This window comes from Flavobacterium sharifuzzamanii, assembly GCF_003254585.1.
Classification (GTDB): Bacteria; Bacteroidota; Bacteroidia; order Flavobacteriales; family Flavobacteriaceae; genus Flavobacterium; species Flavobacterium sharifuzzamanii.
Map to the genome: position 1 here is coordinate 130,719 of NZ_QJGZ01000039.1, position 26,834 is coordinate 157,552.

Annotated in this window: 27 protein-coding genes and 1 tRNA gene; 16 read left to right on the plus strand and 12 right to left on the minus strand. The window is 33.6% G+C overall.

What is annotated here, in order from left to right; genetic code table 11:
• The first annotated feature begins 26 nt into the window (after positions 1–26).
• Positions 27–1,487, plus strand: a complete 1,461-nt coding sequence (gene rpoN / locus DMA14_RS13380) for an RNA polymerase factor sigma-54 (protein ID WP_111377432.1) — start codon at positions 27–29, stop codon at positions 1,485–1,487.
• A gap of 100 nt (positions 1,488–1,587) precedes the next feature.
• Here rpoN and DMA14_RS13385 read toward each other — a convergent pair whose 3' ends face one another.
• Together DMA14_RS13385 and DMA14_RS13390 are read right to left on the minus strand one after the other, a co-directional pair.
• Positions 1,588–2,007, minus strand: coding sequence for a hypothetical protein (locus DMA14_RS13385; protein WP_111425443.1), 420 nt, complete (start codon positions 2,005–2,007; stop codon positions 1,588–1,590).
• Between the two features lie 43 nt (positions 2,008–2,050).
• The gene (locus DMA14_RS13390) at positions 2,051–2,641 is read right to left on the minus strand and encodes a thymidine kinase (protein WP_111377595.1); all 591 of its coding nucleotides are present in this window, start codon (positions 2,639–2,641) and stop codon (positions 2,051–2,053) included.
• Positions 2,642–2,877: 236 nt separating this feature from the next.
• Between DMA14_RS13390 and DMA14_RS13395 the strand changes: the two genes are divergently transcribed.
• The 9 genes from DMA14_RS13395 to DMA14_RS13435 all read left to right on the plus strand — a co-directional run bounded on the left by DMA14_RS13395 (position 2,878) and on the right by DMA14_RS13435 (position 11,518).
• Entirely contained in the window at positions 2,878–3,900 is a 1,023-nt protein-coding gene (locus DMA14_RS13395; RefSeq protein WP_111425138.1) for a hypothetical protein, read from the plus strand.
• A 45-nt stretch (positions 3,901–3,945) separates the two neighbouring features.
• On the plus strand, positions 3,946–4,662 hold the full coding sequence (gene rsmI, locus DMA14_RS13400; protein ID WP_111425139.1) for a 16S rRNA (cytidine(1402)-2'-O)-methyltransferase: 717 nt from the start codon (positions 3,946–3,948) through the stop codon (positions 4,660–4,662).
• Positions 4,663–4,827: 165 nt separating this feature from the next.
• On the plus strand, positions 4,828–5,172 hold the full coding sequence (locus tag DMA14_RS13405; RefSeq protein WP_008465164.1) for a HopJ type III effector protein: 345 nt from the start codon (positions 4,828–4,830) through the stop codon (positions 5,170–5,172).
• Between the two features lie 192 nt (positions 5,173–5,364).
• Entirely contained in the window at positions 5,365–7,068 is a 1,704-nt protein-coding gene (gene recJ, locus DMA14_RS13410) for a single-stranded-DNA-specific exonuclease RecJ (RefSeq protein ID WP_111425140.1), read from the plus strand.
• A complete protein-coding gene (locus tag DMA14_RS13415) occupies positions 7,055–8,338 on the plus strand; it encodes an MFS transporter (RefSeq protein WP_111425141.1) in 1,284 nt (427 codons plus the stop codon). Before recJ ends, DMA14_RS13415 begins: the two co-directional genes overlap by 14 nt.
• Complete coding sequence (locus DMA14_RS13420) at positions 8,339–9,253, plus strand: alpha/beta fold hydrolase (protein ID WP_111425142.1); 915 nt, start codon at positions 8,339–8,341, stop codon at positions 9,251–9,253.
• 160 nt (positions 9,254–9,413) lie between these two features.
• On the plus strand, positions 9,414–9,770 hold the full coding sequence (locus tag DMA14_RS13425; protein ID WP_111425143.1) for a hypothetical protein: 357 nt from the start codon (positions 9,414–9,416) through the stop codon (positions 9,768–9,770).
• Between the two features lie 96 nt (positions 9,771–9,866).
• Complete coding sequence (locus tag DMA14_RS13430) at positions 9,867–10,223, plus strand: hypothetical protein (RefSeq protein WP_111425144.1); 357 nt, start codon at positions 9,867–9,869, stop codon at positions 10,221–10,223.
• A gap of 83 nt (positions 10,224–10,306) precedes the next feature.
• Positions 10,307–11,518 (plus strand): cytochrome c3 family protein, encoded by a 1,212-nt coding sequence (locus DMA14_RS13435; protein ID WP_111425145.1) that lies wholly within the window; start codon positions 10,307–10,309, stop codon positions 11,516–11,518.
• Positions 11,519–11,613: 95 nt separating this feature from the next.
• On the opposite strand, the gene DMA14_RS13440 is transcribed toward DMA14_RS13435, so the two are convergent.
• The 4 genes from DMA14_RS13440 to DMA14_RS13455 all read right to left on the minus strand — a co-directional run bounded on the left by DMA14_RS13440 (position 11,614) and on the right by DMA14_RS13455 (position 13,961).
• Positions 11,614–12,357, minus strand: coding sequence for a UDP-2,3-diacylglucosamine diphosphatase (locus DMA14_RS13440; RefSeq protein ID WP_095928326.1), 744 nt, complete (start codon positions 12,355–12,357; stop codon positions 11,614–11,616).
• An 86-nt stretch (positions 12,358–12,443) separates the two neighbouring features.
• Positions 12,444–12,896: a 6-pyruvoyl trahydropterin synthase family protein gene (locus DMA14_RS13445; RefSeq protein WP_111365769.1), complete on the minus strand. Its 453-nt coding sequence runs from the start codon at positions 12,894–12,896 to the stop codon at positions 12,444–12,446.
• Between the two features lie 33 nt (positions 12,897–12,929).
• Positions 12,930–13,106, minus strand: a complete 177-nt coding sequence (locus tag DMA14_RS22920) for a hypothetical protein (RefSeq protein ID WP_008465178.1) — start codon at positions 13,104–13,106, stop codon at positions 12,930–12,932.
• Between the two features lie 90 nt (positions 13,107–13,196).
• A complete protein-coding gene (locus DMA14_RS13455) occupies positions 13,197–13,961 on the minus strand; it encodes an enoyl-CoA hydratase/isomerase family protein (protein ID WP_111425147.1) in 765 nt (254 codons plus the stop codon).
• Between the two features lie 104 nt (positions 13,962–14,065).
• On the opposite strand from DMA14_RS13455, the gene DMA14_RS13460 reads away from it, so the two are divergent.
• Positions 14,066–14,139: transfer RNA gene (locus tag DMA14_RS13460), tRNA-Ala, on the plus strand.
• A 161-nt stretch (positions 14,140–14,300) separates the two neighbouring features.
• On the opposite strand, the gene DMA14_RS22925 is transcribed toward DMA14_RS13460, so the two are convergent.
• The gene (locus DMA14_RS22925) at positions 14,301–14,477 is read right to left on the minus strand and encodes a hypothetical protein (protein WP_203418302.1); all 177 of its coding nucleotides are present in this window, start codon (positions 14,475–14,477) and stop codon (positions 14,301–14,303) included.
• A gap of 197 nt (positions 14,478–14,674) precedes the next feature.
• On the opposite strand from DMA14_RS22925, the gene DMA14_RS13465 reads away from it, so the two are divergent.
• The 3 genes from DMA14_RS13465 to DMA14_RS13475 all read left to right on the plus strand — a co-directional run bounded on the left by DMA14_RS13465 (position 14,675) and on the right by DMA14_RS13475 (position 16,916).
• Positions 14,675–15,118, plus strand: a complete 444-nt coding sequence (locus DMA14_RS13465) for a hypothetical protein (RefSeq protein WP_111425148.1) — start codon at positions 14,675–14,677, stop codon at positions 15,116–15,118.
• Positions 15,115–15,705 (plus strand): hypothetical protein, encoded by a 591-nt coding sequence (locus DMA14_RS13470; protein WP_111425149.1) that lies wholly within the window; start codon positions 15,115–15,117, stop codon positions 15,703–15,705. The genes DMA14_RS13465 and DMA14_RS13470 overlap by 4 nt, the downstream gene beginning before the upstream one ends.
• A 179-nt stretch (positions 15,706–15,884) precedes the next feature.
• Positions 15,885–16,916, plus strand: coding sequence for an oxidoreductase (locus DMA14_RS13475; RefSeq protein WP_111425150.1), 1,032 nt, complete (start codon positions 15,885–15,887; stop codon positions 16,914–16,916).
• A gap of 487 nt (positions 16,917–17,403) precedes the next feature.
• Here the strand turns inward: DMA14_RS13475 and DMA14_RS13480 are convergent, their stop codons facing one another.
• Genes DMA14_RS13480 through DMA14_RS13490 form a run of 3 tightly spaced genes read right to left on the minus strand, consistent with a single transcriptional unit; the run spans position 17,404 to position 20,253 of the window.
• The gene (locus tag DMA14_RS13480) at positions 17,404–18,375 is read right to left on the minus strand and encodes a lipid A deacylase LpxR family protein (RefSeq protein WP_111425151.1); all 972 of its coding nucleotides are present in this window, start codon (positions 18,373–18,375) and stop codon (positions 17,404–17,406) included.
• Complete coding sequence (mtgA, locus tag DMA14_RS13485; protein WP_111425152.1) at positions 18,350–19,141, minus strand: monofunctional biosynthetic peptidoglycan transglycosylase; 792 nt, start codon at positions 19,139–19,141, stop codon at positions 18,350–18,352. Before mtgA ends, DMA14_RS13480 begins: the two co-directional genes overlap by 26 nt.
• Positions 19,141–20,253 (minus strand): NAD(P)/FAD-dependent oxidoreductase, encoded by a 1,113-nt coding sequence (locus DMA14_RS13490; protein ID WP_111425153.1) that lies wholly within the window; start codon positions 20,251–20,253, stop codon positions 19,141–19,143. The genes mtgA and DMA14_RS13490 overlap by 1 nt, the downstream gene beginning before the upstream one ends.
• Before the next feature lie 231 nt (positions 20,254–20,484).
• On the opposite strand from DMA14_RS13490, the gene DMA14_RS13495 reads away from it, so the two are divergent.
• The gene (locus DMA14_RS13495) at positions 20,485–22,386 is read left to right on the plus strand and encodes a S9 family peptidase (RefSeq protein ID WP_111425154.1); all 1,902 of its coding nucleotides are present in this window, start codon (positions 20,485–20,487) and stop codon (positions 22,384–22,386) included.
• A gap of 172 nt (positions 22,387–22,558) precedes the next feature.
• A complete protein-coding gene (locus DMA14_RS13500; protein WP_111425155.1) occupies positions 22,559–25,000 on the plus strand; it encodes a hybrid sensor histidine kinase/response regulator in 2,442 nt (813 codons plus the stop codon).
• A 27-nt stretch (positions 25,001–25,027) separates the two neighbouring features.
• Here DMA14_RS13500 and DMA14_RS13505 read toward each other — a convergent pair whose 3' ends face one another.
• Positions 25,028–26,389 (minus strand): sigma-54-dependent transcriptional regulator, encoded by a 1,362-nt coding sequence (locus tag DMA14_RS13505; protein ID WP_111425156.1) that lies wholly within the window; start codon positions 26,387–26,389, stop codon positions 25,028–25,030.
• A gap of 137 nt (positions 26,390–26,526) precedes the next feature.
• On the minus strand, positions 26,527–26,823 hold the full coding sequence (locus DMA14_RS13510; RefSeq protein ID WP_111425157.1) for a hypothetical protein: 297 nt from the start codon (positions 26,821–26,823) through the stop codon (positions 26,527–26,529).
• Positions 26,824–26,834 lie beyond the last annotated feature (11 nt).

Genomic DNA, 26,834 nt, shown 5'->3' on the forward strand with positions numbered 1-26,834 from the left:
AAACTTGAAACTTTTAACAAAATCAAATGCTAAAGCAATTTTTAAATTTAAAATTATCCCAAAAATTATCTCCACAGCAAATTCAGCTGATGAAGTTAATTCAATTGCCTACGCAAGCTTTTGAACAGCGTTTATTAGAAGAAATGAACGAAAATCCGGCTCTAGAAGCTGGAAAAGAAGACGATTACGAAGCTGATGAATACGCTAATGAAGACTACGACGATTATGATGATGCAGAATCTGACAGAATCGAAGCAGACGACATTAATATTGACGAATATCTAAGCGACGACGATACGCCTGATTACAAAACTCAGGTAAACAATTACAGTGATGACGAGGAACGCGAAACGCCATTTGCGGCTCCGATAAGTTTCCATCAGGATTTAATCAATCAGCTGAATACTTTTATTCTGAACGATGAAGAACGCGAAATCGCTGAATTCCTTGTTGGAAGTATTGATGATATGGGCTACATCCGCAGAAGTATTCCAGACATTGTAGACGACATGGCTTTCACTCAGGGAATTTACACTGATGAAGCAATGGTCGAAAAAATGTTGACGGTAATTCACGAACTTGAACCTTCAGGAGTTGGTGCACGTGATTTACAGGAATGTTTACTGCTTCAACTAAAACATAAAACGCCAACTGAATATGTTGATTTAGCAATCGATATTATCGAAAATCAGTTTGATGCTTTTACAAAAAAACATTACGATAAGCTTTTACAGAAATACAGTATTTCAAACGAACAGCTTAAAAAAGCAATTCACGAAATTGAAAGATTAAACCCAAAACCGGGTGGTTCTTTTGCTGGAAACAATAAAGTAACAGAAAACATTGTTCCCGACTTTGCCATCAGAATTGTTGACGGCGAACTGGAACTGACTTTAAACGGAAGAAATGCTCCTTCTCTGCACGTTTCTAAAGATTATCAGGAAATGATGCAGACGTACAAAGAATCTCGTGATAAATCGACTGCACAGAAAGATGCCGTTCAATTTATCAAGCAAAAACTAGATTCTGCAAAATGGTTTATTGATGCAATTAGACAGCGTCAGGAAACTCTTTTTGTGACCATGAATGCCATCATGCATTATCAGGAAGAATATTTCTTAGATGGTGACGAAACCAAACTAAAACCAATGATCTTAAAAGACATTGCAGATATGGTTGGTTTAGATATCTCGACCATTTCGCGTGTAGCAAATAGCAAATATGTAGAAACACCATACGGAACTAAACTGATTAAAGAGTTTTTCTCTGAAGCGATGAAAAATGATCAGGGAGAAGATGTTTCAACTTTAGAAATTAAAAAAATTCTTCAAAACACGATTGAAGAAGAAGATAAAAGAAAACCGCTTCCAGATGATCAATTGGCCGAAATCTTAAAAGAAAAAGGATATCCGATTGCAAGAAGAACTATTGCTAAATATCGTGAACAATTGGATATTCCGGTAGCTAGAATGAGAAAGAAGATTTAATATTTTCTTTTTAATCATATAAGAAATAGAAGTTCATTTAAATAGCAAACCCGACAGGTTTTGAAAACCTGTCGGGTTTAATTATAATATCTATAAACCTTTATTTATACTCGTCTGGCAATATTTTCACATCAAACAAAAAAACTTTCTTTTTGTCACTATAGCTATAAACCAAAGTATAATCGTTTTCTCTAAAAACCTTAAGCCCTGGATTTGCTTTTGCAGTACTTAAAAGACTTTTCTTGATTTCTTCTTGAATTATATTTACCTCAGCAGTTTCTTTAACAACATTCAGCAATGTCAAATTGTACTGAACTGTCTTTTCTTCATGCAAACTTACACTGTCTAACCGAATACCTTCCTGAATATTTAGAGGACAACTTTTATTATATTTTGCAATTAATTCTACTACTTCAGTGTTTACTTCATCTTCTTTTTCGCCTAGATAAAATTGAAAATAAACTACAAAAGCGACAGCAATTCCAATTAATACTAACAATAAAACAGTCGATTTTCTCATATTTTTTAATGTTTTTGTCATGGCTTATATTAAGTAAAACAATCTATTTCCCCTGATTCTTTTTCATTGCTTTAAAATACGCTGCACGGCTAAGCGGCTCGTATTCTTCTGTTTCTCCAAGCATCACCAATTTATCGTTATCGGTTTTTCTAAAACTATAATTGGCTAAATTTCCTGTTCTGGTACAAACGGCATGCACTTTCGTCACATACTCAGCAGTTGCCATAAGTCCAGGCATTGGTCCAAACGGATTTCCTTTAAAATCCATATCCAAACCAGCCACAATTACACGAATTCCTTGATTCGCCAAATCATTGCAGACCGTAATAATTTCATCGTCAAAAAACTGCGCTTCGTCAATACCAATCACATCACAGCCTTGCGCCAAAATCAAAATATTGGCAGCTGCAGGAACTGGAGTTGAGCGAATTTCGTTGGCATCATGAGACACCACCATTTCGTCATGATAGCGGGTATCAATAGCAGGTTTAAAGATTTCTACTCTTTGTTTGGCAAATTGGGCGCGCTTTAATCTTCGGATCAGCTCTTCGGTTTTACCCGAAAACATTGATCCACAAATAACTTCAATCCAACCAAATTGTTCTTTGTGATTTACTGTATTTTCGAGAAACATTTTGTATTTTTCTACCTTTAAAAATGAATAGTTTTTATTACTTTGTACTGGCAATAAATTGATGTAAAAATGTACTGTTTTACATTTTTTCAAAAGTAGAAAATTTTTAGCAAACCTTAGATTCGCGAAAGCGTATTAACAGAAATAAAAAATTATCTTTTGAATTTCCTTGAGAATAGAGACATTCAGACATCAAATACACTAAAATACCTTATTCACTATAATTTTCAACAGTTATGAAAAAAAAATTGGAAGCTGATTTAATTAGCATTGCACATCGAATTTTAAAGCTTAAAAATAAATCCGATATCAATCAATTGTATCTTGAAACTCAGAAATTATACGAGAAATTAGCGGTATTAAAATTTGTAGAAGAGAACTTCGACGCAGCAAAACCAACAATCGGACAAAATGATATTGTAGCCGAATTGGAAACTATTTTTGAAAAAGAAGAAGAGACGATTCCTGCTATAATTGAACTTGAAGCGCCAGCAGAAGAAAAAGTTATCGCACTTGAAGAACCTTATGAACCTGAAATTTCAGAGGAAAAACCAGCAGAAATTGTTGAAGTTGCTGAACCAATCGCTGAAGTTGAAGAACCAATAATCGAGGAAACTGTTGAACCTATCGTAACAGAAATTGAAGAGCCAGTTGTTGAAGAAATTGCTGAGCCAATTGCTGAAAAGATAGAAGAAGCAGAAAAAGCTATTGATGATCTTTCCTTCACGACTATAAATGAGTTGAAACCAATTCCAGATTTCAAACCAGCTTTCGAATTGGAAACGGAACCGATTATAGAAGATGTTAAAGAAGAACCAAAGAAAGAAACTCCTTCACAGCCAACTATTCAATTTGAAGATTTCGGAATTAATTATGCCGATGCGCAATTTGTTAAAGTAGATAGTTTTGAAGCCGTTCCTTCTGTTCAAGCTCCTTCTATCAATGATTTCAAAGAAGAGAAAAAAGTTGAAACTGCAATTCTTGAAACTCCTGCACAGCCAAAATCAGTAAGTTTGAATGAGAAGTTGGCGAGAGGTTTTCATATTGATTTGAATGATAGAATTGCCTTTACCAAAAATCTCTTTGGAAACAGCACTGAAGATTACAGCCGTGTTTTAAACCAATTGATGACTTTTGATTCTTATAGCGAAGCAAAAGATTTTATCGAAGACATGGTAAAACCAGACTATAATAATTGGGAAGGAAAAGACGATTACGCAGAGCGTTTCATGGGAATTATTGAGAAAAAATTCTCTTAAAGACTTTTTCACATCTCACATTTTACATTTCACGAATAAACAATTATGTCAAAATTATATATCGTTCCAACGCCAATTGGCAATCTTGAAGACATGACTTTTAGAGCCATTCGGGTTTTGAAAGAAGTCGATTTGATTTTGGCGGAAGACACACGCACAAGCGGAAAACTTCTAAAGCATTTTGAAATTGGCACGCACATGCACAGCCATCACATGCACAATGAACACAAAACCACCGAAAACTTAATTGCGCGTTTGAAAGCTGGCGAAACTATTGCTTTGATTTCAGATGCTGGAACTCCAGCGATTTCAGATCCTGGTTTTTTATTGACTCGCGCTTGTGTTGAAAATAAAATCGAAGTCGAATGTCTTCCTGGCGCAACTGCTTTTGTTCCGGCATTGGTAAACAGCGGACTTCCAAATGATAAATTTGTTTTTGAAGGTTTCTTGCCTGATAAAAAAGGACGTCAGACCAGATTTTTGGCTTTAGCCGAAGAAACCCGAACAATGATTTTATACGTTTCTCCGCATAAACTCGTTAAGACTTTAGCAGAATTCGTGCAATATTTTGGAGAAGACAGACAAGTTTGCGTTTCGAGGGAATTATCAAAATTACATGAAGAAAATGTACGCGGAACGGCAAAAGAAGTTTTAACGCATTTTGAAAAAACAGCACCGCGAGGCGAAATCGTCGTTGTTGTTGCTGGAAAAACAATAACCAAAGAACCTAAGAAAAGTAAGTTTTCTAAGGACGAAGAATAATTATCTATGCCACAGATTAAAAAGATTTAAAAGAATTATTTTTCCGCCACGAATTACTCGAATTTCCACTAATTTAATTCGTGCTAATTCGAGTAATTCGTGGCAAACTTTTATTAATCTGTGTTAATCTTTTTAATCTGTGGCAAAAAAAATCAAATTATAATCATGAGCATTCAAGCCTTTTTAGAAAAAGTAAAACAAACTCCAACACAAATCACATTTCCTGAAACTATTGCAGTAATTGAAGAAAATTACAATTTTACTCCAACAGCTTTTCAAAACGGAACACAACATAATGCTGCAGGCGAAAATTCAGGTTCTTGCAAATTATTTTCTTTCGCAAAACTGCAAAACTTAAGCAAAGAAGAAACATTAGCGTGTTTTGGAGCTTTTTATTTTGAAGAAGTTTTAGGAGATCCAAACGGAACGAATCACCAAAACATTAGAAATTTCATCAACTTAGGTTGGGACGGAATTCAGTTTGAAGGAAATGCTTTAGAAGCGAAATAGCATTGTCAGGCTGAGCGAAGTCGAAGCCTTCTAAATACAAGATATTTTGCCACAGATTAAAATGATTAACACAGATTAAAAAATCATTATAATCCTTTTAATCTGTGGCAAAAAAAATTACCAATCAGATTAAACGATTTCAGAAATCTACAATCTAAAATCAATAATCTAAAATCTAATATCAACCCACCCATGCGTTGGACCTTAAAACCAAAACCTTCTGAAGATAAAATCAAACATCTGGCGCAAGCCTTAAATGTAGAAGATTTTGTAGCAACTCTTTTGATTCAGCGTGGCATTGAAACTTTTGAAGAGGCAAAGAATTTCTTTCGTCCATCTTTAGAACATCTTCATGATCCTTATCTAATGAAAGATATGGATAAAGCTGTTGCCAGAATCGAACAAGCCATTCAAAACGAAGAAAACATTTTAGTTTTTGGTGATTACGATGTTGATGGAACAACAGCGGTTTCTTTAGTTTCTTCTTATTTAAAATCACATTATCCTCATATTGCCACTTATATTCCAGATCGTTACGACGAAGGTTACGGAATCTCATACAAAGGAATCGATTATGCAGACGATAACGGAATTTCTTTAATTATCGCTCTCGACTGCGGAATCAAATCGATTGATCATATCGCTTACGCGAAAGCAAGAAACATCGACTTTATTGTCTGCGATCACCACCGTCCTGGAGAATTTCTTCCAGATGCGGTTGCTGTTTTAGATCCAAAAAGAGAAGACTGCTCCTACCCTTACGATGAATTGTGCGGTTGCGGAGTTGGTTTTAAATTGATTCAAGCTTTAGGGCAAAATCGAAATGAAACGATAGAAGATTTAGTTCCGTATTTAGATTTGGTTGCTACAGCAATTGCAGCAGATATTGTTCCGATAACAGGAGAAAATCGTGTTTTGGCTTACTTTGGATTAAAGGTGATCAATAGCGAACCAAGACCCGGAATTAAAGCTTTAACGCATCAAGTAAAAAAGAAAGTTCTCGATATTACTGACGTTGTTTTTATAATTTCCCCACGAATTAATGCAGCAGGGAGAATCAAACACGGAAATCATGCTGTCGAATTATTGACCGAGTTCAATTTTGAACAAGCACAGCAATTCGCTTCAGAAATTGAACAATACAACGCCGACCGAAAAGATTTAGATAAAAAAATCACTAAAGAAGCTTTTCAGCAGATTATAGAAAACAAAGAAGAAGAACGTTTTTCGACTGTTGTTTTTCAAGAAGATTGGCACAAAGGCGTAATCGGAATTGTCGCTTCGAGATTAATAGAGACCTATTATCGCCCAACTTTAGTTTTCACTAAAAGTGGAGATAAATATGCAGCCTCTGCCCGATCTGTTAAAGGATTTGATGTTTATAATGCATTAGACGCCTGCGCCGAGCATTTGGAACAATTTGGAGGCCACATGTACGCTGCGGGAATGACTTTAAAAGCAGAAAACTATCAAACTTTTAAAGATGCTTTCGAGAAACAGGTTTCTGAAACGATCTTACCCGAAATGCTTACGCCAGAAATTGAGATTGATGCCGAAATCAATTTCTCTGATATAACTCCCAAATTAATTCGAATTTTAAAACAGTTCGAACCTTTTGGCCCTCAGAATATGACGCCTGTATTTATGACTGAAAATGCGATTGATACAGGTTACGCAAAAACTTTGGGTTCAGAAGATGAACATTTAAGGCTTTTTGCCAAACAAAACAACTCCGATGGAATTGCAGCAATAGGTTTTGGATTAGGAAAAAAATTAAATATTGTAAAAAATCAAAATCCGTTTCAGCTGGCGTATACAATTGCCGAAAATGAATGGAACGGTACAATTTCAACTCAGCTTATGCTGAAAGACATTAGAACAGATGGAAGAAATTAAATCCAACAAGCCAGATCCATATCAGGCACTGCGTTATAGAGAATTCAACGTGTTTTTATTATTGCGTTTTGCGATGGTTTTTGCCTGGTCAATGCAATTTATTGTAATCGAATGGGAAGTTTACAGCTTAACTAAAAATCCGCTTTCACTAGGAATTATTGGTTTAATGGAAGTTATCCCAGCTGTCGGAATGGCTTTATTTGCTGGACATATTGTAGATCAAAGAGAAAAGAAAGGATTATTGGTAAAATGTATTTTAGGATTTTCAGTAATTAGTTTTGGGCTATTTTTGCTGACTTGGCCAAAAGTAGTTGGCGGTTGGTCTTCAAACGTAATCTTGTATTCAATTTACGCTTTAGTATTTTTTGGAGGATTGGTTCGTGCTTTTATGGGACCAACTATCTTCTCACTTTTATCCTTAATTATTCCTAAAAAAGTATACCCAAATGCGGCAACTTGGAGCAGTTCGGTTTGGCAAATTGGAGCCGTTATGGGACCGGCATTAGCAGGATTTTCAATCAACTGGATTGGCGTTCACTGGTCAATGTGTTTGGTTTTCGGATTCTCAATTCTTTCTTTAATCGCATTATCACAAATCAGTGCAAAACCAATCATCAATCCAAAAATTGGAGAATCAATAAAAGATAGTCTTACAGAAGGTTTAACTTTTGTATTTAAAAACAAAATTGTTTTGGGTGCATTATCACTTGATATGATTGCAGTACTTTTTGGAGGTGCCGTGGCATTATTGCCCGTTTTTGCACAAGATATTTTAAAAGTAGGTTCTGAAGGTTTCGGAATTTTAAGAGCCGCTCCTGCTGTGGGTGCTTTTATCACGATGATTGTTTCGGCTTATGTACCTTTATATAAAAATGCAGGAAAGAAACTTTTAATCGCCATATTTGTCTTCGGATTATCGATTATCTTATTTGGACTTTCTACTTATTTCTGGCTTTCAGTTTTTGCTTTATTCTTAAGCGGATTGGCTGACGGAATTTCAGTAGTGATCCGCCAAACGATTTTACAGCTTAAAACTCCAGATCATATGCGTGGACGTGTTGGTGCCGTAAACTCAATTTTTGTTGGATCTTCAAACGAATTAGGTGCTTTTGAAAGTGGTGCTACAGCCAAAATGATGGGCGCTGTAACATCAGTTGTTTTTGGAGGAAGTGTTACGCTCGTAACTGTAGTTTTCACTGCATTGAAATCGCCTACCTTTAGAAACTTAGATTTGAAAAGAGATATGGATGAACATCATAAATTGGAATAGATGAAGTCATTTCTTCTTTCTTTTTTTCTTGTATTTTCCTTTTTCACCAAAGGGCAAAATCTCTATATCAAAACTTACGGAATTGAAAAGAACAAACCCTTAATTTTCATTCACGGAGGTCCAAGTGGCAATGCAACATTATTTGAAGGAACAACGGCTCAAAAACTAGCCGATCAAGGTTTTTATGTTATTGCTTATGACCGAAGAGGAGAAGGAAGATCTGCAGATCCTAGTGCAAAATTCACTTATGAAGAAGCTTTTCAAGATTTGAATTCCCTTTATAAAAAATATAATTTAAAGAAAGCTATTATTTTAGGCCATAGTTTTGGCGGTTTGGTGGCGACACTATATACTAATAAATATCCGCAAAATGTAAGTGCTTTGGTTTTGGCTGGTGCTTTGTTTTCTCAACAGGAAACTTACGATCACATTTTAAATACGCTGAAGAAAAAGTACAGCAACGATTCTGAACAATTAAAAAAAATCAGCATTGTTGAGAATCTAAATAAAAATTCAGCCGAATACAGAAAAGGATGTTATGAACTTGCTGGCGAAAATGGCTTTTTTAAAATGCCAAATCCAACTGCAGCATCTAAAAAATTATATGCCGATTATGAAGCTGGTGAATTTTATAAAACTAATATTCGAAATAAAAATGCTCCGATTCTCTTCTATCAAAACGAAAAACAAAACAACATTGATAGTAGACCTTTTTTAAAGAAAATCAAAACCGCTGGAGTTCCTATTTATGGAATTTACGGAAAAGATGATGGAATTTTTTCATCAGATCAAATCAATTCTCTAAAGGCAATAACTGGAGAAAAACATTTCGCTTTTCTTGACAATTGCTCTCATTATTTATTTGTTGACCAACAGGCAGCATTTATTTCTAAGCTAAAAAATTGGCTGAAATAATCTTATAATGAGATAGAATTCCATAAGAAAACAAAATCACGAACACTTTATAAATAGCTAAAAATCAAATAGTCATATTGGTTTTTAGCTTTTTTTTATGCTTTTCTTAGTCAAGTATTAATACAAACAGTTCGTACCTTTGTGTCCTAAAAAATTTGTCATGAAAGACATCGAGCAGATATACAGAAACGATTTTGGAATTTCATTTTATTGGAAAGAAGGCAACGAAATTATATCAGATAAAGTTCAGCTACTTTTTAAACAAATGGGATTTTATTTTTCAGTTGAGGAATTAAATGAATTTCACGATTTAATTGAAGACTGCGTCACAGACCATAATAACTACGATACACGTGGCGTAAAACGCGCCTTCGATAAATTTTTATTAAAGACACCCTATGTTGCTATAGATTTAGAAATATCACCAATGGAATTAAACTCTATAAAAGACTTGGTTGATGGTTCCTTATTTCGCCTTAATCTTAATGAATATATCTATGGTTCGGGTATGAACTAAAGCGCGCTCAAAAAATATTTTTTCAAATTTTTATGATTTTTTTATTTAGAATTAATATAAATAATATTTATATTTGTTGAAATAAAAGGATTTACGATGAGAGAAATTGAGCAGATATATCACAACAACTTTGGAATAGCTTTTTACTGGAAAGATCACAATACTACGATTTCCGACAAAGTGCAATTGGTTTTTAAAGAAACTGGCTTTTATTTTACAGTTCAGGAATTAAATCATTTTTGCGATTTGATTGAAGACAGCATGATCGAAAATGCTTGTTGCGAAGCTTGCGAAATGAAATATTCCTGCCATAAGTTTTTATTGAAAACACCTTGCAATTCTATAGATCTTGCTGTAAACATGACCGAATTAAAATCGATTAAAGATTTGGTTGAAGGTTCTTTATTTAAAATAGAACTGGATGAATATGTTTACGGAGTTGGCATGAATTAAGAAGCATTCTAAATATTTTAACAGCATTTTTTCATTATTGAAATATATTTTGATTCAATTCAAAAAAAAGTATATTTACAGCAATGAAAAAAGCTGCATTTCTACTTACCATAACCGTTCTGGCACTTCTTTTTGCCAGCTGCAACAATAAATCAGAGGAATACATTGATCCGCGTGGGACTGATTATGCGGGTTCAGAAAGTTGCATACAATGTCATAAAGTACAATCTGATATGGCATTCAAAAGTTCGCACTTTAAAGCAACCTCTCCAGCAATTTTAGGAAATGTTTCTGGCGATTTCGATTCTAAAAATCATACTTTCATTTATGACAAAGACACCAAATTGGTAATGGAAAAACGTGGAGATAGCTTATATCAAGTTGTTTACAAAAACGGCAAAGAAACGGCTAAATACAAATTTGAAATTGTTTTTGGAACCAAACACGCTCAAACTTCAGTTTACTGGAAAGACAACAATACATACGAATTGCCAGTTTCTTTTTATCACTCTATAAACAATTGGGCAACAAGTCCAGGCTTTCCTGCAGACAAACCCTATTTTGATCGAATGGTGGTTAAAGATTGCTATTCGTGCCACGCCTCAAATGCCAGCAGCCGAAGTGTGAATCAAAATTCTGAACAAAGAAATATGATGTCTATGGATGTTGAAGATATTATCCGAAAAGAAACAATTGTTTACGGAATTGACTGTGAGCGCTGCCATGGTCCAGCCAAAAAACATGTTGAATTTCATCTCAAAAATCCAAACGTAAAAGTTGCCAATAGTATTACAAGTTTTAAAACCTTAAACAGACAACAAAAGCTAGATGCTTGCGCTTTATGTCATGCAGGAAATGATGGCATGAAATTAAAATCTCGTTTTGATTTTAAACCTGGAGATAATTTGTCAGAATTCTTTCGTGAGACTAAAAGTATAACCGATACAGCAAATTTTGATGTTCACGGCAATCAATATCGATTGATGGCGCAGAGCAAATGTTTTATGAAAAGCGATAAAATGGATTGTATTACCTGCCATAATCCGCATGAAAATGCTTCCAAAAATATGGCTTCATATTCTAAAATCTGTATGAGCTGTCATCAAGGCTTAAAGCACAAAGAAACTACCTTAAAAATAATGCCTGAGAAGTTATTGGCCAGCAATTGTGTAGAATGCCATATGCCGAAAAAAGCCTCTGGAGCAATTAAGTTTCAGCTTTCAAACAGCAAACAGCTTTCAGAATATATTCTACGAACGCACAAAATTGGCATTTACCCGACGAGCGCAAAATAAAAATTTTGTTTTAAAATTTTTGACAAAGTACGTTGAATTAAGTTCAACAATAATATTTGCCCTTTTCCACTTTCGACTTTTGACTTTCGACTAAACTACTTTTCAAATTTTTTAAGCTCGAATTTTTCGCCATCAAAAACACCGTAAGTAAAATATCCGATCCAATCGCCAAGATTGACATACTCGGAGTTTTCTCCAACCGGAATAATCATTGGTAAATGGCGGTGTCCGAAAATGAAATAATTGTAATGTTTGGTTTCTAGTTTTCGTTTGGCATATAAAACAAGCCATTCGTTTTCTTCACCTAAAAACTTCACATCTTCGTCACCAGAAATCAATTTATTTTTTACTGATAAATATTGAGCCAAACTTACGCCAACATCTGGATGTAACCAGCGGAAAAGCCATTTTGAAAACGGATTTGTAAATACCTTTTTCATTCTTTTATAACCTTTATCGCCAGGACCTTTTCCGTCTCCGTGACCAATCAGGAATGTTTTTCCGTTAAATGTAAACTCTTTGTTATCATGATAAACCGGAATATTCAATTCGGTTTCAAAATAATCATTCATCCATAAATCATGATTTCCAACAAAAAAGTAGATTGGAATTCCGCTGTCGCGAATTTCAGCTAGTTTGCCTAAAATTCGAACAAAACCTTTCGGGACAACCGTTTTATATTCAAACCAAAAATCAAATAAATCTCCCAATAAAAAAATTGCTTCGGCATCTTCCTTAACCTCATCAAGCCAAGCCACGAATTTCTTTTCACGCGGTAAACTCAATTCTGGAGTTGGCGCACCAAAATGCTGATCTGAAGCAAAATATATTTTTTTCATTTAAATTGTTAGATTGTTAGACTTCTTAGAATTTTAGACAACTAAGAAAAAATCTTTTGACTTTTGACTTTTGACTTTTGACTTTTTTACAAATTATCCGATGCGTACCATTCTGCAAAAGACGACTCTGTTTCCTGAAGTTTTAATGAGAAAAGAGAAATTCCTTCTGGAAGCCTTGCCACGATTCTTTCTGCAAAATCAACCACCATGTTTTCGCTTGTTGGCTGATAATCTACTAAGATAACGTGATGCCCACGGTTTTTCAATTCATTTGCCAATTCGATATGCGGAGTTGTCTGATTGAAAACAGTTGCATGATCAAATTGATCGACGATTTCTTCTTTTACAATTTTCTTTAGATCAGAAAAGTCAATCACCATTCCGAACTTTACATTCGATCGATCAGTAATTGGCGAACCAATAACCGTTACCGATAATTTATAACTGTGTCCGTGAACGTTCTTGCATTTTCCGTCGTAACCGTACAAAGCGTGACCGGTTTCGAAACTAAATTGTTTTGTAATTCTGATATTACTCATCGATTTTTAATTTTAAGCTTGCAAATTTACAAATTAATTGCCGTTTTTAGCTCTTTTTTTAGCACGAGTATACATCCACAAAGCAATTCCGCCCAAAACTAGAAACGGAATGAAAGATCCAATGACAACGCCAATTTGATAACCGCTATCTGGAGCATCTTTAATTTTCTCTGCAATGTCAACTTTTTGCATTAACGAAATAATAGTCATGTTCAATAATTTATATAGTGAAAATTTGATTTTAAAACATTTTTCAAAGCTATGCTCCCATTTTTCTAAAATCAATGACTTATATCATACCTATTTTTTAAACTGCAGCAAAGCATTTTTAGTGAAATCAGACAAAACCAATTTACCCGTAATGGCAGCACGTTCAAATAAAAGTGATTCCCATATTTCAGTTCCTTCCCAAATAATCTTCTTCATTTCATAAAGCGCTTCAGGATTATAAGAACTGAGTTTTTGAGCAAAACTTTCAACCTTAGTATCCAGATTTTCAGCTTCACATAAAACAGAAAAAAGTCCTTTTTCAAAAGCCCAGTCAGCCGATTTCCATTCGTGAGCCGCTAATGTCATTTCAGTCATTGCTGTTTTTCCTATTTTTCGAGAAACGGCTGGTTCTATTACAAAAGGACCAATTCCGATCGCTAATTCAGATAATTTAATATCGCTTTGGGAAGTCGCAAAAACATAATCGCAAGCCGAAATAATTCCGACACCGCCACCAACAGCTTTTCCTTGTACACGTCCAATTATAATTTTGTTGCAATTTCGCATAGCATTCAGCAGATGTGCAAAACCCGAAAAAAATTCTACACCCTGTTCTTCATTTTCAACTTTCAAAAGTTCATCAAAAGAAGCTCCTGAACAAAACGTTCTTTCTCCTTCACTTTTTAAAATAATAACCGAAACATCTTCATTTCTGCTTAAAGAATTAATTTCAGCTGTAAGTCTGTTTAACAATTCACGCGGAAAAGAATTACTTGCTGGATGACCAAATTGCACAGTCGCAATAGTATTTTGAAAAGAAGTTTCTAAGCTTCCGTTTGTATTTTCTAGGCTCATAAAAATTACATTTAAAGGTAAAGTTACGCTTTTGAAAATAATTCATCCGAAACTTCTGGAAATTTGTTTTTTGAGAATTAATTGACTTTATTTGTTAACACTTTGGGGGATTAGCTCATTTGGCTAGAGTACTTGCCTGGCAGGCAAGGGGTGACCGGTTCGAATCCGGTATTCTCCACTATAAAGATAAAACCCTTGTCAATTTAGGTTTACAAGGGTTTTGTTTTTTCTATAATTCGCAATCTTGTCATTTCGAGGAACGAGAAATCGCACTCGGAATTTCGCTAATCTTTGTCGAGTTACTAGTGTGATTTCTCGTTCCTCGAAATGACAAAAAAACTATTTCTCATTTGCCACATCATCTGCGTCAACATCTGTTTTTTCAGCTTTTTTAAAATCGTTGTTTAGCAATTTTTCCAATTTCTTTTTTTCTCGCTGATTTTTTCTGATTGTTAGCACAACAAGAATAATTACCAATATTGCTACAACCGCTATTATGTTCCAATTGATATCCATAATTAAAATTTTAATTAAAAGTAACTATTTAAAAATATCTTTCATGTTATCAAACAGTTAAGTGTTTTATTTCTTAATAAATCTTATTCTGACACAACTAAATCTTTTGAAAGATATTTCTTTAAAATTGTTTCTTATTTTTGTAGGCCTTAAAATATTCTAAAAAGAATACTGATAATAATTGCAAATCTTTCAAAATGAATCAAACCTTAAAACACAAAATATTCTCGTTCATAAAGAAACCTCTTATAATTGCAATTATACTTTTCGTTTTTACTTTAGTAGAAATCTATTGGGCAATGGGTAGTTTTTCTAATAAACTATCGAGCGCCTGTTTGGATTGTTCTTTTTTTGACGACGCTTATTTAATGACTTTATTTTCTACCGTTTTCTTATCAATCGTTTTTCTACCTTTTTCTCTAATTAAAAACAGATATTTAAAAGTTGTACTTCAATTACTATTGTTAATCTTAGTATGGTTTTTCTGGAATTATATCATTTTTGTAGACCGTGAGTCTGCATGGAGCACTTATCTTTTTAAAGAAGAAGTAATGTATACACTTCATTTTTCTTTCTTCCCTATTTTAATACTTTCTATCGTTACGGTATTTACTTTAAACTATATCTTAAGAAAAATATGAGTTCAGGCAAAAAATTACTTTTACAAATCTATTTCATTATCTGTGCACTTTTTGTACTGGACTGCCTTTTATATTACTTTAACGAAATTAGTCTTCGCGGTTATTATAGTGATGTAATTTTATCATGGCTTTGGCTGATAAGCAATTTTGTAGTTATTATTGTTTTTTGGAAAAAACTCTTAGCAAAACTTCTTTTGGTAGCAATAACAATAACATTTGCAATAAGCATTATGGCCATGATGATGCCTTTTTTCGCCTTATTGCTTTCAAGTACATCTTTAGGCTTGTACCAAAACAAAGATTTGAATAAAAATTACAGAGCACAAATTGTGGGTTATAGCGCGATGGGTCGTCCATGGCTGGAAGTAATTGAGAAAAAAGGATTATTTGAAAAAAGGATTGTCAAATTCACCGATTCTCAGCTTATGAATGATAATTTGGATATCAAAATCAGAACCGCAAAAGATATTATTTTTAGAAGTGAAACTAATAGCACACTAACTTTAACACTCTTCTACGGGGGACCGAACAGAACCATTACTTTTGATAAAAGCACGGGAAATATTATCGCAATAAAGGAATTGTAACAAATACTCGCTCTTAAATTTCTACACACGTCAAATGGTAAAAAAAACACTTTTTTATTTGTAAGAAAAAAGACATAAATAACTTTTAAAACTTATCAAGTCCTTAAACTTTTGATTTTCAAATTCGAACAATTTAAAGTACTTTCGTACATAACGAAACCCAAAATCAAATTTAAATAATGACAACAAGATCGTTCTTTTTAGCGACCTCTTTTTTAATTCTATTATCTGCCTGCAATAAAAAAGAAAATACCTCAACAGCCACACTTCCTGAAGTAACAGAACACACAGAAATTGAAACCGATACTCTTCAAACTGAAGAAGTCTCAAAAAAAGAAAGCATTTATCTATTTAATGTTATACCAAAAGACAGCAGCGATGTTGCATTTGTTTCTCTTTCGGATATTTATCCTGTTAATGACGAAAAAGATACGCTCGTTTTGCCCAACATAGAAAAAATAGGAAAATATGAAGCGCAATATTTTACATTCGATAAAAACTACAGAAAAAGATTTTTGTCTAAAACCAATATCTCAGAAACCGATTCATTGTTTGTTTACGATTATGCCAAAAACAAACTGATTTCTTTTGCCGTAAAAAGCCTAAAAACCGCCGCAATGTTAAACGGATATTCTTCTGAAGAAGACTGGCCATATCATAATTATGATTTTATGATTGGTTTCGAAATCAACAAAAAATATTTAAACGGATTCAGTGAATATTACAGAGATGCTTTAGTCTATGTAGGCAAAGAAAATCCGTTTTCGAAAGAACGTATGAAACCCATTTCATGGAAAAAAATTGCGAAAAAGGATTATCCGTCAAAACCATTAAAAAATGACGACCGTGTTTTGCTAAAGAACACAATAGCAGGCAATACGTATTTTTACAAAACAGATAGTTATGAGTATTTTTTACAAGACTACCTAGACAGCAATAAAACAATTTATGGCAGACGTCTTTTGGTTGTTGATCCTAAAACCAAAAATGTTATAATAGAAAAACTTTTCAGCCAAAGTGAAGGCACATCTCCTTCTCCTTTAAATTATGAAAATGGAGAGAATTCTATTGACCAATGGACAGGAAAACTTTTTAAAAATAAACCCGAAGTTGTATTTGGTTTCGAATATGTTTCTTTTGGCTGTCCAAGTATTTCTGTAATCGACAAATCAAATGAAGAAATTAATATTCAATGCGACAATCGTCATTAAAATCAATCTTCGAAATTTAAAATTTTCGAAGAGAAAATAAGCCTTTCAATTTATTATAACGAAAAAGCCGTTTCTGTTTTCCGGAAATGGCTTTTTTGTTACAAAATTGATCAATATTTTCAATCAGAGTACTAAAAATTTGAATTGATGTACCGCTAGAACGATAAAAGTCAAGAAATATATTGGTATCAATGAGTATTTTCATTTATTATTCTTTTCATTCAATCAGAAAAAATAAGCAATTTCTTTTAAAAATATCATTTGTTTTTATTCCTATCAATAAGTAAAAAAACTGATGCCAAAAGCAAACTTACTAAAAGAATAAGTATTCTAATTGATACAAGTTTTATATCTGTATAACCTCTAAAATATCTAATTTGAAAGGCATTAGTATTAATAAATTGCACCATACAATAAATAAAAAAAAATGCAAAAATTAAGGATAATATTTTATATATAAATCGACTCATACTCCCAGATATGGTTATTATTTAAGCAAAAACCCCATTCTAATAGACCCATAAAAATATCCCGAATTAGTATCAATTCCAGGATCATTCAATTCTCTTCCTCGATAAAGGAAAGAATAAGATATGTTGAAGTTGTTGTGTCGATATTTTAAACCAGCTTCGGCGTTGAAACGAAGCGGTTCTAAATCAAAAGTTACTGGACTTGTATCATTAAACATACTTCCCTCAATTGTGGCATCGTAAAACTGATAATTGACACTTGGAGACGCGTAGAAATAAAATTCTCTAATGTCTGGTTGAACCTGTGCACTTACAGAAGCATTATACATGTTAGAATCGTAAATTGGAAGAAGTTTTTTAAATCCAAATCTTGCCATAAATCCTGTTGAAACTCCTGAAAAAATAGTTCCTAGATTTCCTTCTGACTGCCAATGAAGATCTATAAAATCATTGTGTTTTGATTGAAACATTTTTTTAGAGTAAATAGCATGCGCCTGAACACCGAAAGCATTATGCAACTGGTTCTCCCAACCATAAACTTTTTTATAACCTATAATTTTATGAAAACCAACCTGAGTTTCTTCTCCCAAAGCATTTGGTCCCATAAAACCCAATTGAAAATCGGTTTTTAAAACCGATTCGCTTTGATAAAAAAAACTTTTTCCTGCTTCTGCAAAAAGATAAGCTGTAAAAGGACGGTCATTTACTGTAACTGCTTCTTTGTTTAAAAATCGTGGATTGTAAATATATTGCCCAATACGAAATTCGGTAATTTTTTTATTGATTTTTGGATTATCGTTTTTTGATAAAAACCTGCAAAAAAGTTCCAAACCATTGGTATAATACATATCGTACTTAGAGGACGTGTACAAATCATTATCTGATATAAAACCAATTTCTGTTGTTTTTCCTTGTCCAAAAGTTAACGTTACGGTCAATATTAGAAAAGCAAAAAGCAGTTTTTTACTTTTTCTTTTCTTCTTTTCCATCATAATTGATTTTTCCAACGTAACGCATTTCGCGTACAATTCGTTCTTTTCTTCTGTTGATATAACTCGAAGAGCCTGTAGCTTTAAATTTTCTCGGATTTGGAAGAATCGCAGCAATTCCCGCAGCTTGCATTGGCGTTAAACTTGAAGCATCTCTGCGATACCAATGTTCTGTTGCCGCATAAGCACCATAAACTCCGTCTCCCATTTCGATGCTGTTCAAATACACTTCCATAATGCGTTCTTTGCCCCAGATAATTTCAATTAAAACGGTAAAATATGCCTCAAGTCCTTTGCGGAAATAGCTTTTCCCTTGCCATAAAAAAACATTTTTGGCTGTTTGCTGCGAAATGGTGCTACCGCCACGAATTCTGCGTCCGCGCTCGTTACTTTTATATGCTTTTTGAAGTGCTTTAAAATCGAAACCATTATGCGTAAGGAAAGTTCCGTCTTCACTTGCGATTACAGCTTTTTGCAAATTCATTGAGATTTTATCAATTGGTTCCCAATCGTGGTCAAAATAAACTTCCTTGCCTGCCATTTTATTTTCAATGGCACGAATAAGCATTAATGGCGTAAACGGCACAGGAACATATTTAAAAAATATAACCGACCCGATTGAGATTCCAAAAAACCATAGAGCCGCTTTGATAAAAAACCATTTTATTTTTTCTCCAAAAGAACGATTTGATTTTTTTGAAGATGAAGTCTTCGGTTTTGGTTTGTTTGTAGTTGATTTTGGTGCCGGTTTTTTGGTTGCTGCCATTATATTAAATCTGCTAATTCTGTTCCTATTAAACTTCCTATTGCTACGCCCATACCGCCTAAACGCACTCCACAGAACACATTTTCGGAAAGTTGAGTAACGACAGGATTCTTACTATTTCCGATTCCCATAATGCCACTCCATCGGCGCGCAATCTGAAAATCCTGATTTGGTAAAATTACATTTTTCAGTAAATCTTCCAATCTATTTTGAATAATTTTCGTCTGTCCAAATTCAGTAGTTGTTTCTCCTTCAAAATCAAGATTTCGTCCGCCACCCAATAAAATACGATCATTAATATTTCTGAAATAATAATAGCCTTTGTCTAAATGAAACGTTCCTTTAATATCTAAATTATGAATAGGCTCTGTAATAAGCACTTGCGCTCTTGCAGGTTTTACAGCTCCTTTTGTTAGTTCGCTCGCAAAACCATTTGTTGCAAAAAGTAGTTTTTGAGTTTTAAAACTGAAATCGTTTAAAACCACTTCAACATGATTTCCAGCATCTAAATATGAAGTTACCGTTTGCTGATTTAAGATTAAAATATCTGCTGAAATTGTTTGTTTCAACAATTCCTGCATCATATTTCCAGTATCAATCTGCGCTTCAAACGGATTGAAAATTAAATACTCGTGAATATTTTGAAATCCAAAACGATCTACTTCTTTAGAAAAAACATCGGCTTTAAAAAGCGGCTTCAAAACTTCATTAATAAACGGAATTTTAGAAATGCATTCGTTAAAACCAAATTCATCCTCTTTCAAAAACAATTCATATCCGCCATGAGGCTTAAAATCGATTGCCGAATCTCCTAGCCTTTTTCGAAGCAATTGCAAACCTTTCCAGCGTTTATCAATTAAACTCACAACATCGTCTTCTGAATGCGTTTTTAAATCATCCATAATTTCAGAAAGACTTCCGAAACAGGCAAAACCAGCATTTTTTGTACTCGCTCCTTGCGGCAACATTCCTCTTTCGAGAATGAGAATTTTGGCTGCAGGAAATCTTTCGCGTAAGCGTAATGCTGTATGCAGACCAACGATTCCGCTTCCTACAATAGTGTAATCTACATTCGTGAACCAATTTTTTAGTTCCCAATAGCTTAGTTCCATAACTTTATTAAACTTCAAGTTTTAAAATCCAAATTCCAATCTTGGGTTAAATTACAAAACTAAATGAAATTCCAAATATAAAATCCCAAATTACAAAGAGCAAAACCGCACAACTTTGGAATTTGGAATTTCTGAGGCTTGGAATTTTAACATTTTTTGGGAATTGGATTTTAACAACTTGGATTTTAAATGTTGTATTTTTAGCGTCACAAAAAATAGAATAATTTAATTATGAAAAAAGTAGTATTAACAACCTTAATAATGATGAGTTTAAATGCTATCGGGCAGAATGTAATGTCCCCAGAATTGTTATGGAAATTAGGAAGAGTAACTCCTCTTGGCATTTCTAAAGATGCAAAAAATGTTGTTTTTAAAGTTTCTACGCCTTCAGTAGAAGAAAATAAATCGACTTCTAAAATCTACACGATTCCTGTAAACGGAGGAACTGCAACCGAAATTAAAGACACTAAAGAAATTTTGGCTGATAAAAACATTTCGCCAGACGGAAAATTTATCGTTTACAATGAAGAAGTAAAAATCGATAAAGTTTTAGGTAAAGATTTCTACCCAAGCCTAACAAAATCTGATGCTCAAATTTATGACGGATTAGATTATCGTCACTGGGATACTTGGAACGAAGGAAAATTTAATCACGTTTTTTATAAAGAAAACAAAGACGGCGCAAAAGGAATTGACATCTTAAAAGGTGAAACTTTTGATTCTCCGCAAAAACCTTTTGGCGGTGACGAAGATTATATCTGGTCGCCAGACAGCAAAAGCATTTTTTACGTTTGCAAGAAAAAAGCAGGAACTGCTTATGCGATTTCTACAAACACAGATATTTATGAGTACAATTTAGAAACTCAAAAAACAACCAATAAAACTGAAGGTAATTTAGGTTACGATACAGCACCGCAATTTTCTCCAACAGGAAATTTAACTTGGTTGCAAATGAAACGTGACGGTTACGAGTCTGATAAAAACGACATTATTGTTGAATTTAAAGGAATCAAAACTAACTTAACAGCAAACTGGGACGGAACTGTAGATAATTTCATCTGGAGTAAAGACGGAAGAACAGTATTTTTTGTGGCGCCTATTGATGGAACAAAACAACTTTTCTCAGTTAATTTTCCTGGTTTGACTAAAATCGCAATCAATGTTCGTCAATTGACAAATGGAGATTTTGATGTAAATGATTTAATTGGTTTTTCTGGAGATGATATTATCGTTACAAGAACAGACATGAATCATGCTGGTGAAATTTTTTCTTTCAATTTGAAGAAAAACACTTGGAAACAATTATCAAATGTAAATACAGATACTTATAAAACTTTAGCATTAAGTAAAACTGAAAAACGTTACGTTACAACAACTGACGGTAAAAAAATGTTGGTTTGGGTAATTCTTCCTCCAAACTTTGATGCTTCTAAAAAATATCCAACTTTATTATTCTGCCAAGGTGGACCACAAAGTGCATTGACACAATCGTACTCTTTCCGTTGGAATTTCTCTTTAATGGCTGCTAAAGGCTATGTAGTTGTTGCACCAAACCGTCGCGGAATGCCAGGACATGGAGTTGAGTGGAACGAGCAAATCAGTAAAGATTGGGGCGGACAAGTTATGGACGATTACCTTTCTGCAATTGACGATGTTGCAAAAGAAAGCTATGTTGACAAAAGCCGTTTAGGTTGTGTTGGCGCTAGTTACGGTGGATATTCTGTATTTTATTTAGCTGGAATTCACAAAAACCGTTTCAAAACTTTTATTGCTCATGACGGAGTTTTCAATACCGTTTCGATGTTAGGAACTACTGAAGAAGTTTTCTTTAACAATTGGGATTTTGGCGGACCTTACTGGGAAAAAGATAATGCAGTAGCGCAAAAAGCGTATACAACTTTCAACCCTGCAACTTTGGTTCAGAACTGGAATAAGCCAATTTTGATTTTCCAAGGAGGAAAAGATTTCCGTGTGCCAATCGGGCAAGGACAAGAGGCTTTTCAAGCTGCTCAATTAAGAGGAATCAAAAGTAGATTTGTGTATTTCCCAGATGAAAATCACTGGGTTTTAAAACCACAAAATGCTCAAGTTTGGCAAGGTGAATTTTTCAAATGGCTAGATGAGACTTTATAACGTCTAAAACAATATTTTACAGCCGTAGATTTACATAATCTACGGCTGTTTTTGTTTACACACCTTACAATTATGTAACATATTGAGTAGATTTACTTTTCTTAAAACAGATTTTTTTAGATAAATTGCAATGTTTTAATAATCCCGAATTCCTAAATCTTTCAAGCAAAATATGGAGACCAAAAGAAGTTACACCGCAATCAAAGTTTTATTCAGCTATGTTGCATTACTGGCTTTGGTTGTTACAGTTGGATGGTTTCTGTATTCTGAAAATGTGGTTTACAACAAACTGGAAGATAAGATTGCTTTAGAAAAAATCAAAATTCTTAGAGTCAGCCGACTTTATTCGAATGTATATAAAACTGAGAGTTTAGCCAGACAGACGATTCAGAATAATTCGGAGAAAGATTTCAAAAACTATTTAATTGAAACCGATTCGCTTCGCAAAAGAATCGACACTTTAAAACAAATCGTTACTACAGAATACCAAAAAAAACTTTTGGATAGTGTTACCTATTTCTTAGCTGAAAAGACAGAAAACATTAAGCAGTTAAGAGAAATAAAAAACAAAGCTGATGATGAAACTTCGGTAAATAATGCGATTGATGAAATCACTAAAATGGAGTTTAACCTTAGAAAACTGGAACTTCAGGATTTCACCAAAAATCCAAATCAGTTAGGAAGCTATCAGCGAAGTGTCTTACAGCGTTATGTCGATTATTTAAATTCAAATATTCCTGATGACAGCACCAATACGCTGAGCAAAAAAGCTTCAGATTCTATTTTGGCAAATTCTAAAAAGCTTTTGAGTTCTGTAAAAATAAAAGCTGAAAAAAAGAAAGAATCTTTAAATTTTGAAGAAAATAAACTGCTTCAAAATGAAATTGCGATTTCGGATCAACTTAGAAAAATACTTCGAATTATTGAAAGAGAAATCATCATCAATTCGATAAAAAACAATTCATTAAAAGAAAAATCATTAAAAAGAGTCAACGAAATTGTCACGGCCTCTGCTGTTATTGGCTTATTACTGACTGTCTTTTTCTCCATTCTAATTGTCAGCGATTATTCAAAATCTCAATTGTATAAGAAACAGCTTGAAATCGCCAATTTCAAAACCAAAAATCTCCTGAAAAGCCGTGAACAATTAATTTCGACGGTTAGTCACGATTTGAAAACGCCTTTAAGCACTATTGTGGGTTATTCTGAACTTTTAGGCAATTCAGATGTTAATACCAAGCAGTCGTATTTCGTTAAAAACATAAAAAATTCGTCTGAATATATTACGCAGCTCGTTCAGGATTTACTGGATTTTTCACAGATCGAAGCAGGAAAAATTTCTATAGAAAAAGTTCCGTTTTCATTACCAGAAATCATTGAAGATGTTGCGAGAAATATTCAGACCGTTTACAAACAAAAAGATATTGATCTCATAATTAATGTTGATGAAAAATTTCAGAAACGTATTGTTGGAGATCCATTTCGTTTAAAACAAATTTTGACCAATATTGTTGGTAATGCATATAAATTTACAGAAGAAGGTCATATTCGAATTGCCGCTTACGCGAATGACGACCAGTTCTTTACAATTTCGATTCAAGACACTGGAATTGGAATTGAAAAAGAGAATCAGAAATTGGTTTTTGAAGAATTTGCGCAAGCGAATGAAGGCATTGAAAAGAAATACGGCGGTACTGGCTTAGGACTTTCAATCTGCCAAAAGATTATTTCTATTTTGGGCGGAAGCTTAAGTTTGGACAGTATTTTTGGAAAAGGAAGCACATTTATTATTCAGCTGCCATTATTATTTGATAGTAGCCAAGGAAATATGGCTTTAAACGAAATCAAAAGCAAACCATCTAAAAACACTAAAAAACAAACTTTTATTGTTGTTGATGACGATATCAATCTTTTGAATCTGACAAGTGGCGTTTTAAAACAGGAACAGCATCAAGTATTTTCGTTTACAAATCCGGCGAAAGCTTTAGAAACAATCAAAAGTACACCTTTCGATTTTGTCATTACTGATATCCAAATGCCAGAAATTGACGGTTTTCTGTTTTTAGAAAGACTTCGCGAACTTCCAGAAACGGTCTTTAAAAACCAGCCTGTAATTGCACTTACTGGAAGAACAGATTTGGATCTTTCGGTTTATAAGAATGCTGGTTTTACAACAGTTGTAAAGAAACCTTATTCTCCAAAAATTTTATTGGAAACGATTCAGCATATTTTGGATCATGAAGAAGTTCTTGTAGCAGAATCTACAGAAACTGTGAACAAAAGCGATTCTCAATTGTATTCTTTAGAAACTTTAAAAGATTTTTTAGGACAAGATGAATCTGCTTTGAAAGAAGTATTAAAATCTTTTATAGAAACTACTATAGAAAATATCGAGGTTTTAAAAACTGCTATTAAAGAGCAAAATCACGACGAAATAAAATCTATTGCACATCGTATTGCTCCCATGTTCAAACAAATTCAATCGAACGAAATTGGTGAACTTTTAAAAGATCTAGAAAAAGAAGATTTAAACACAATTGATCTAAAAACTACATTTTCAGATTTAGAAGGAAAAATAAAAATTCTTTTTAAGGAATTGAAGCAAGAAATTTAAAATACTGCTTTCTAGAAAAGTACTTTTTTACTCAATATTATATTGTTTCAATTTATTGTAAAGTGTTTTTCTGGTAATTTTAAGCAGTTTTGCCGCTTCAGATTTATTATTCTGTGTTTTTGATAACGCATGAATAATGGTTTCTTTTTCATTTTCAGACAATGAAAAAACTTCATTTGCTGAAGGCTGCTGTTTTTGAATCTGAAAGAATTCTGCCGGAAGCACATCGCTTTCTATAAATTCACCACGAGTTAAAAGAGTTGCACGTTTTACGCAATTTTGCAATTCTCGTAAATTTCCTGGCCAGCTGTAATTCTGAAAAATAGAAACTACTTCTGGAGAAAATCCGATTACATCTTTATCTAATTGCTGATTGGCTTTTTCTAGGAAATAATCGGCAAAAACCATTAAATCTTCACCACGATCTTTTAGAGATGGTGACTGAATCGAAAACTCATTGATTCTATGGTATAAATCTTCTCTAAAATCGCCGTTTTTTACTGCCTCGCGTAAATCTTCATTTGTAGCTGTAATGATGCGTATATCGACGTTTATTTCCTTATTGCTTCCTACGGGTTTAATTTTTCTTTCTTGAAGCGCTCTTAACAATTGAATTTGATTCTCGTACGAAAGATTTCCAATTTCATCCAAAAACAAAGTTCCGCCATTTGCTGCTTCAAAATAACCTTTTTTATCGTTGATTGCTCCAGTAAAAGACCCTTTTAAGTGACCAAAAAATTCACTTGCAGCCAATTCTTTCGGAATCGCCCCGCAATCTACCGCAATAAAATTGTTGTCTTTTCTCCTACTCTGCTGGTGAATGCTTTTGGCTATAATTTCTTTTCCAGTTCCGCTTTCGCCAATAATCAAAACCGACATATCTGTTGGGCTTACCAATTGAATATGATCTAAAAGTTTTTTGGATGCAACAGAAATTCCCTTTACAAATTCGTTCTCAGCTGTTGCAGTCTTTTTAACCGTTTTTTTCTTTTTTTCTGGAGTTTCCGATTGTTCTTCGACTTCGGCTTTTGGAGCCTGCAGCGCATTGGTGATAACCAGAAGAACCTCATCTGGATTAAAGGGTTTAGAAATATAATCTGCTGCTCCGTTTTTAATGGCTTTAACAGCAGTATTTACATCAGAATAGCCTGTCATTAAAATAACTGGAATATGCGGGTGAGAATTTTTAAATTCAGACATAAGCCCAATACCATCAGAATCAGGTAGGCGAAGATCTGTCAAAATCAAATCGAAAGATTCATTTTTAACTGCTTCACGTGCTTCTGCTGCAGAGAAAGCTATCGTTACATCGTACGCTTTTTTGATTAGAAATTTTTCTAATAATTTACAAAACGCAATATCATCTTCTATTACTAATATCTTCGGCATCTGCTTTTAGGGACTTTTTGCTAAAATAATATTATTAAACTTGTTATTTCATAAAATTATGTAAAATATGTAAAAAAAAAGAGATTGCACGACGCAATCTCTTTTTCACCAAAAACATAAATCTAAATTCACCTAATTTATATCTTCAACCAGTTCCCATTGACATCTGAGTATACAGTAGCCTTTTGGTCTCCAACTGATATTTCGAGTTTATACTCTTTTTTTTCGTTTACAAATGCTTTGTCCAGTTTTGCTCCCGGATAAGCCGTCTGCAAGGCTGTTTTTACAGCTGCAGGAACAGCATCTACTGTAACTTCGGTATATTCTGCTTGAATAGTTACAGTCGCTTTAGCATTTTCTGAAACGGGCCATACATTTGCATGCATAGACATAGTTCCAAAAACCACTATTGCTGATAAGATTAATTTTTTCATGATGCTGATTT

Coding starts and splice junctions, on each gene's coding strand:
- DMA14_RS13405 (WP_008465164.1), top strand. CDS start 4,828: ATGAGCATTCAAGCCTTTTTAGAAAAAGTAAAACAAACTCCAACACAA.
- DMA14_RS22920 (WP_008465178.1), bottom strand. CDS start 13,106: ATGACTATTATTTCGTTAATGCAAAAAGTTGACATTGCAGAGAAAATT.
- DMA14_RS13510 (WP_111425157.1), bottom strand. CDS start 26,823: ATGAAAAAATTAATCTTATCAGCAATAGTGGTTTTTGGAACTATGTCT.
- DMA14_RS13495 (WP_111425154.1), top strand. CDS start 20,485: ATGAAAAAAGTAGTATTAACAACCTTAATAATGATGAGTTTAAATGCT.
- DMA14_RS13500 (WP_111425155.1), top strand. CDS start 22,559: ATGGAGACCAAAAGAAGTTACACCGCAATCAAAGTTTTATTCAGCTAT.
- rsmI (WP_111425139.1), top strand. CDS start 3,946: ATGTCAAAATTATATATCGTTCCAACGCCAATTGGCAATCTTGAAGAC.
- DMA14_RS13420 (WP_111425142.1), top strand. CDS start 8,339: ATGAAGTCATTTCTTCTTTCTTTTTTTCTTGTATTTTCCTTTTTCACC.
- DMA14_RS13385 (WP_111425443.1), bottom strand. CDS start 2,007: ATGAGAAAATCGACTGTTTTATTGTTAGTATTAATTGGAATTGCTGTC.
- DMA14_RS13505 (WP_111425156.1), bottom strand. CDS start 26,389: ATGCCGAAGATATTAGTAATAGAAGATGATATTGCGTTTTGTAAATTA.
- DMA14_RS13445 (WP_111365769.1), bottom strand. CDS start 12,896: ATGAGTAATATCAGAATTACAAAACAATTTAGTTTCGAAACCGGTCAC.
- DMA14_RS13435 (WP_111425145.1), top strand. CDS start 10,307: ATGAAAAAAGCTGCATTTCTACTTACCATAACCGTTCTGGCACTTCTT.
- DMA14_RS13395 (WP_111425138.1), top strand. CDS start 2,878: ATGAAAAAAAAATTGGAAGCTGATTTAATTAGCATTGCACATCGAATT.
- DMA14_RS13455 (WP_111425147.1), bottom strand. CDS start 13,961: ATGAGCCTAGAAAATACAAACGGAAGCTTAGAAACTTCTTTTCAAAAT.
- rpoN (WP_111377432.1), top strand. CDS start 27: ATGCTAAAGCAATTTTTAAATTTAAAATTATCCCAAAAATTATCTCCA.
- DMA14_RS22925 (WP_203418302.1), bottom strand. CDS start 14,477: ATGGATATCAATTGGAACATAATAGCGGTTGTAGCAATATTGGTAATT.
- mtgA (WP_111425152.1), bottom strand. CDS start 19,141: ATGGCAGCAACCAAAAAACCGGCACCAAAATCAACTACAAACAAACCA.
- DMA14_RS13470 (WP_111425149.1), top strand. CDS start 15,115: ATGAGTTCAGGCAAAAAATTACTTTTACAAATCTATTTCATTATCTGT.
- DMA14_RS13490 (WP_111425153.1), bottom strand. CDS start 20,253: ATGGAACTAAGCTATTGGGAACTAAAAAATTGGTTCACGAATGTAGAT.
- DMA14_RS13465 (WP_111425148.1), top strand. CDS start 14,675: ATGAATCAAACCTTAAAACACAAAATATTCTCGTTCATAAAGAAACCT.
- DMA14_RS13475 (WP_111425150.1), top strand. CDS start 15,885: ATGACAACAAGATCGTTCTTTTTAGCGACCTCTTTTTTAATTCTATTA.
- DMA14_RS13440 (WP_095928326.1), bottom strand. CDS start 12,357: ATGAAAAAAATATATTTTGCTTCAGATCAGCATTTTGGTGCGCCAACT.
- DMA14_RS13425 (WP_111425143.1), top strand. CDS start 9,414: ATGAAAGACATCGAGCAGATATACAGAAACGATTTTGGAATTTCATTT.
- DMA14_RS13430 (WP_111425144.1), top strand. CDS start 9,867: ATGAGAGAAATTGAGCAGATATATCACAACAACTTTGGAATAGCTTTT.
- recJ (WP_111425140.1), top strand. CDS start 5,365: ATGCGTTGGACCTTAAAACCAAAACCTTCTGAAGATAAAATCAAACAT.
- DMA14_RS13415 (WP_111425141.1), top strand. CDS start 7,055: ATGGAAGAAATTAAATCCAACAAGCCAGATCCATATCAGGCACTGCGT.
- DMA14_RS13390 (WP_111377595.1), bottom strand. CDS start 2,641: ATGTTTCTCGAAAATACAGTAAATCACAAAGAACAATTTGGTTGGATT.
- DMA14_RS13480 (WP_111425151.1), bottom strand. CDS start 18,375: ATGGAAAAGAAGAAAAGAAAAAGTAAAAAACTGCTTTTTGCTTTTCTA.